Origin of the sequence: Microbacterium sp., assembly GCF_035554235.1 — a bacterium.
In the GTDB taxonomy this organism is placed as follows: Bacteria; Actinomycetota; Actinomycetes; order Actinomycetales; family Microbacteriaceae; genus Microbacterium.
In genome coordinates this window covers 1-4,313 of record NZ_DATMIO010000139.1, presented here as the reverse complement: position 1 = coordinate 4,313, position 4,313 = coordinate 1, and the positions used below count along the sequence as shown (strand labels likewise).

At 68.6% G+C, this 4,313-nt stretch carries 5 protein-coding genes; 4 read left to right on the top strand and 1 reads right to left on the bottom strand.

Annotated features, from left to right (window positions below):
* The 3 genes from VNT50_RS07285 to VNT50_RS07275 all read left to right on the top strand — a co-directional run.
* On the top strand, window positions 1–509 hold a 509-nt coding region (locus VNT50_RS07285; RefSeq protein ID WP_325484444.1), incomplete at its 5' end, for an amidohydrolase family protein.
* A gap of 36 nt (window positions 510–545) precedes the next feature.
* Window positions 546–1,562 (top strand): TIGR03842 family LLM class F420-dependent oxidoreductase, encoded by a 1,017-nt coding sequence (locus VNT50_RS07280; RefSeq protein ID WP_325484443.1) that lies wholly within the window; start codon window positions 546–548, stop codon window positions 1,560–1,562.
* Between the two features lie 75 nt (window positions 1,563–1,637).
* A complete protein-coding gene (locus VNT50_RS07275) occupies window positions 1,638–3,173 on the top strand; it encodes a CoA-acylating methylmalonate-semialdehyde dehydrogenase (protein WP_325484442.1) in 1,536 nt (511 codons plus the stop codon).
* A gap of 35 nt (window positions 3,174–3,208) precedes the next feature.
* Here VNT50_RS07275 and VNT50_RS07270 read toward each other — a convergent pair whose 3' ends face one another.
* Entirely contained in the window at window positions 3,209–3,448 is a 240-nt protein-coding gene (locus tag VNT50_RS07270) for a hypothetical protein (protein ID WP_325484441.1), read from the bottom strand.
* An 82-nt stretch (window positions 3,449–3,530) separates the two neighbouring features.
* On the opposite strand from VNT50_RS07270, the gene VNT50_RS07265 reads away from it, so the two are divergent.
* On the top strand, window positions 3,531–4,313 hold a 783-nt coding region (locus VNT50_RS07265; protein ID WP_325484440.1), incomplete at its 3' end, for a dienelactone hydrolase family protein.

Sequence of the window (4,313 nt, the reverse complement as noted above, 5' to 3'; positions counted from 1 at the left end):
CGCTGCGCACGAACGACCTGCAGATGGTCTCCACCGATCACTGCCCGTTCTGCATGAAGGATCAGAAGGAGCTCGGGCTCGGCGACTTCCGCAAGATCCCCAACGGCATCGGCTCGGTCGAGCACCGCATGGACCTCATGTACCAAGGGGTCGTGACGGGCGAGCTGACCCTCGAACGCTGGGTCGAGCTGACCAGCACCACTCCGGCGCGCATGTTCGGCCTCTACGGCAAGAAGGGCGTGATCGCCCCCGGCGCCGACGCCGACATCGTCGTCTACGACCCGAACGGCCACACGTCGATCGGGTACGACCAGCGGCCGGACGGCTCGCCTACGGGGCGGACCCATCACATGAACATGGACTACTCCGCGTGGGAGGGGTTCGAGATCGACGGGCACGTCGACACGGTGCTCTCGCGCGGGCGAGTGATCGTGGACGGCGACCAGTACCTCGGTTCGGCCGGTCACGGTCGCTTCCTCAAGCGCGGCCTCTCGCAGTACCTGGTGTGACCGTGGTCGACCGAGTCCTCATGAAAGAGTCGTGACATGCAATTCGGAGCAGTCCTGCAGACCAACCCACCCGCGTCGCGAACGGTGCAGCTCGCCAAGCTGGCCGAGCAGCACGGCTTCTCGCACGTGTGGACGTTCGACTCGCACGTGCTGTGGCAGGAGCCCTACGTCATCCACAGCCAGATCCTCGCCGAGACCCGGCGCATCTCGGTCGGACCGTTCGTCACGAACCCCGCGACGAGGGACTGGACGGTCACGGCATCCGTTTTCGCCACGCTCAACGAGATGTACGGCAACCGCACCGTCTGCGGGATCGGCCGCGGCGACTCCGCCGTGCGCGTCACGAACGGCAAGCCGACGACCCTCAAGGAGCTGCGCGAGGCGATCCACGTCATCCGCGAGCTCGGCAACTCGCGCGAGGTCGAGTACAACGGTGCGACGCTGCGCTTCCCCTGGTCGGTGGGCAGCGAGCTGGAGGTCTGGGTCGCCGCCTACGGCCCGCTCGCGCTCAAGCTCACGGGTGAGGTCGGTGACGGCTTCATCCTGCAGCTCGCCGACGTCGATATCGCGAAGTGGATGATCCAGCACGTTCGGGATGCCGCGGAGGCGGCCGGCCGCGACCCGATGGGCATCAAGATGTGCATCGCCGCGCCGTTCTACATCGGCGACGACCGGCCGCACATGCGCGAGCAGTGCCGGTGGTTCGGCGGGATGGTCGGCAACCACGTCGCCGATATCGTCTCCAAGTACGGCTCGTCCGGGACGGTGCCGAAGGCACTGACCGACTACATCGAGGGCCGCCACGGCTACGACTACAACGAGCACGGCCGCGCCGGCAATACGCATACCGACTTCGTGCCCGACGAGATCGTCGATCGCTTCTGCATCCTCGGTTCCTCGGCCGAGCACATCGAGAAGCTCGAGGAGCTCCGCTCGCTCGGCGTCGACCAGTTCGCGGGCTACCTGCAGCACGACAACAAGGAGGAGACGCTCCGCGTCTACGGCGAGACGGTGATCCCCGCCCTCTCCGACCACCTCACGGCGAAGGCATGACGACGTCTGGCCTGAGGTGAAGAATGGCCTCGTCTCCCAGCGCTGAAGGCCTCGCGACGGACGGAAGGATTCATCATGACCGATACGACGACGATCGAGCGTGACCGGCATCGGGCCGGGCGGGCGGTGCTCGACCACTGGGTCGGGGGCGCCGCGTGGGCGGGGTCCTCGTCGCGTACGGGTCCGGTGTACAACCCCGCCAAGGGCATCGTGCAGAAGGAGGTGCGGCTGGCGTCGAAGGATGACGTGGCAGAAGCGGTCGCGATCGCCTCGGCGGCATTCGCGGGCTGGCGGGATGCCTCGATCGCCAAGCGCCAGGCGGTGATGTTCTCGTTCCGTGAGCTCTTGAACGCCCGCAAGGAAGAGCTCGCGGCCATCCTCACGTCGGAGCACGGCAAGGTCACCTCCGACGCGCTCGGTGAGATCGCCCGCGGCATCGAGGTCGTCGAGTTCGCGTGCGGGATGCCGAGTTTCACCAAGGGCGACTACTCGGAGAACGTCTCCACCGGGATCGACGTGTACTCCCTGCGCCAGCCGCTCGGGGTGGTCGGCATCATCAGCCCCTTCAACTTCCCGGCGATGGTTCCGCTGTGGTTCTTCCCGTTGGCGATCGCTGCCGGCAACGCGGTCGTGTTGAAGCCGAGCGAGAAGGACCCGTCGGCGGCGAACTGGCTCGCAGAGCTGATGGCCGAGGCCGGGCTCCCGGACGGCGTGCTCAACGTCGTGCACGGCGACAAGGAGGCCGTCGACGCGTTGCTCGTGCATCCCGACATCCGCTCGATCTCATTCGTCGGGTCGACGCCGATCGCGAAGTACATCTTCGAGACGGCGAGCGCGAACGGCAAGCGCGTGCAGGCCCTCGGCGGCGCGAAGAACCACATGCTCGTTCTGCCCGACGCCGACCTCGACCTCGCTGCCGACGCTGCCGTGAACGCCGGCTTCGGCTCGGCGGGGGAGCGGTGCATGGCGATCTCGGTCGTGCTCGCCGTGGACTCGGTCGCCGATCAGCTCGTGGAGAGGATCGCGCGGCGCATCGGCACCCTGCGCACGGGCGACGGCACCCGCGGCTGCGATATGGGACCGCTCATCACCGAGGCCCACCGCGACAAGGTCGCGGGCTACATCGACGTCGCGACGGCCGATGGCGCAGACGTCGTGGTCGACGGACGGGGCGTCGAGGTCGACGGCGACGCCGACGGATTCTGGCTCGGCCCCACACTCATCGACAAGGTCGAGACGTCGTCCGACGTCTATCGCGACGAGATCTTCGGCCCGGTGCTCTCCATCGTGCGCGTCGACGGCTACGAAGATGGCGTCGGCATCATCAACGCCGGTCCCTACGGGAACGGCACCGCGATCTTCACGAACGACGGCGGCGCCGCACGGCGCTTCCAGCGCGAGGTGCAGGTCGGCATGATCGGCATCAACGTGCCGATCCCGGTGCCCGTCGCGTACCACTCGTTCGGCGGCTGGAAGGACTCGCTGTTCGGCGACGCGAAGGCCTACGGGCCGCACGGGTTCGATTTCTTCACGCAGGAGAAGGCCATCACCTCGCGCTGGCTCGACCCCTCGCACGGCGGACTGAACCTCGGGTTTCCCCGGCACGACTGACGAAGCCGGCCGGCCGACCCGCTGAGCCTTGTGCGCTAGGCTCCGGCCTCGTCGGGCTCGCTCGGCTCTGGCTGTGGTTCGCTCGGCTCTGCCGGCGGTTCGACCGGCGGGATGTCGAGAACGATCGACGCGACGCCGGCACCTGTGACGAGCCCGAGCGCGTCGACGGATTCGTCGGTGGGGAGCCGATCAGCGGGGGAGCGCGGCTCGAGGGGTTCGGACGGCAGCCCCGCCCACTCGGTGGGCTCTTCCGGGCGCGAGGCGAACAGGCCCATGGCGGCATCCCTTCAGGAATCGGCGGATGTCCATCGTACGGCGGGGGCGCGCCGGCGCGCGTCACTCTGCGACGATGTGCGGATGAAGGAGCTCGCGAGCTGGACCCGCACCGATGTCACCCACGACGGCGAGACCCGCGAGGTGTATCGGAAGGGTGCCGGTCCGGGTGTCATCGTCATCCACGAGGTCCCCGGCATCCACCCGGCCTTCGTGGCCTTCGCCGATGAGATCGTCGCCCGCGGCTTTACCGTGCTGCTGCCGCGGTTGTTCGGCACTCCCGGTGCCGGGTTTACAGCGGCCAACCTCGCCGCCGACGCATGGCAGTTCTGCGTGCGGCGGGAGTTCTCGATCTTCGCCCGCGGCAGGACGAGCCCGATCGCGGGCTGGTTGCGCGGACTCGCGCGCCGGCTGCACAACGAGACGGGCGGCGACGGGGTCGGCGTCGTCGGCATGTGCTTCACCGGCGGGTTCGCGCTCGCGATGATGGCGGATGCCCCGGTCATCGCGCCCGTGCTCGCCGAGCCGTCGCTGCCCGCCGCGATCGGCCTCCCGCGGGGCGCCGCGCTGCGGGGTTCGGATCTGGGCCTCGATGCCCGCGATCTGGATGCCGTGAGATCGAGCGGCTGCGAAGTGCTCGGGCTGCGGTACCGCACCGACATCGCCACCGGCACGCGGTTCGACACGCTCCGCCGAACGCTGGGCGACCGCTTCCTCGCCGTGGAGTTCGAGGGCAAGGGACACTCGGTCCTCACGGTCGACCGCCGGGAGTTCGGGGTCGACGAGGTGTTGGCGTTCCTCGATCGCAAGCTCGCGCCGTCGGTGCGCCGCCAGAACCCGGCACGCGATGCGACGCTGGAGCGAGCG